Source organism: Xanthomonas bromi (genome assembly GCF_900092025.1).
GTDB lineage: Bacteria > Pseudomonadota > Gammaproteobacteria > Xanthomonadales > Xanthomonadaceae > Xanthomonas > Xanthomonas bromi.
This window is the reverse complement of sequence record NZ_FLTX01000052.1, coordinates 1-951: the sequence shown is the minus strand read 5'-3', so window position 1 is coordinate 951 and position 951 is coordinate 1. Positions and strand designations below refer to the sequence as shown.

Below are 951 nucleotides of genomic sequence, written 5' to 3'. Positions count from 1 at the left end.
TAAGCCAAGGCAACGCGACTAAGGGAGTTTTGACGAGTTTGCGCGAAAGTGCCGGGTAGGCGTTTCGAATATTCTCGTATAGGTCTGACAGTAACTCAGGACCCGAGCGGTTGATTGTCGTCTGCATAAAGAACAAAAATCCTCATTGCTAACGAGCGCTGCCGTAGGTGTCGCCTGCCTGACAGGCCTTACGTTGATGGGCTCTGTTGTATCGTGACCCACCGTCAAATCCAGGGCCATTATTGGGCAGAGATTCGGCACCTCGCGATTCGCTTGGGAGCCGTGTACTCGGGTAATTTCCGCAGGGGTGTTCGATACCAATGCATTGGGGGGACGTTCCTCGTTTTAGAAGCGCCGGCATGCTTTGTTTGCTCCGTGCATCGGCCAGCAACAAACACCAATGCGCGCTCAGGCGCTGCTGTCGCAGCCGGCCGTTGAAGCTTTCCATCATCGCGTTGCGATCTCCTGCGGTGACCGTAGAATCAAGTTTGGCGGGGAGCTCTCTGAATGTCTTTGCTGCACCGAAGCCATGATTGGGAAGGCGAAGCATTGACACGGGGAATTCCCGAAGCTTCAACAAACGGCGGCTCATCTGTCTGCCGGCATTCCGACTTCGGTATCCGTAAGAAAGCGTCCACTGCGGAACTCTGCAATCAAGTCGCGGCCATAAGCCTGCTCACAGTGCAGGAGCACGACAAGATCAATCAGCTTAGAGCCGCTAACAAAACCCTTGAATTTTGTTGAGTCGGCGGCAACATTGTCGACATGACACGTCGCAAAGAGATCCCTATTGCGCTGTGGAAGCGCATCGAGTCACTGATTCCGCAGGTCAAGCCTTCCCCCAAAGGTGGACGACCTCGTGTCAGTGATCAGCAGGCCCTCAACGGCATCGTCTATGTGCTGCGCACGGGCATTGCGTGGGAAGACCTGCCTTCGGAACTTGGATATGGT

At 54.8% G+C, this 951-nt stretch carries 2 protein-coding genes; both read left to right on the top strand.

Translation table 11 applies throughout. The annotated features are described in order from the left end of the window. The first annotated feature begins 507 nt into the window (after positions 1-507). Positions 508-744: a hypothetical protein gene (locus XBLMG947_RS22775; protein ID WP_139074415.1), complete on the top strand. Its 237-nt coding sequence runs from the start codon at positions 508-510 to the stop codon at positions 742-744. A 21-nt stretch (positions 745-765) separates the two neighbouring features. Further along, the coding region (locus XBLMG947_RS21790) for a transposase (protein WP_139074414.1) at positions 766-951 on the top strand (186 nt) is incomplete at its 3' end.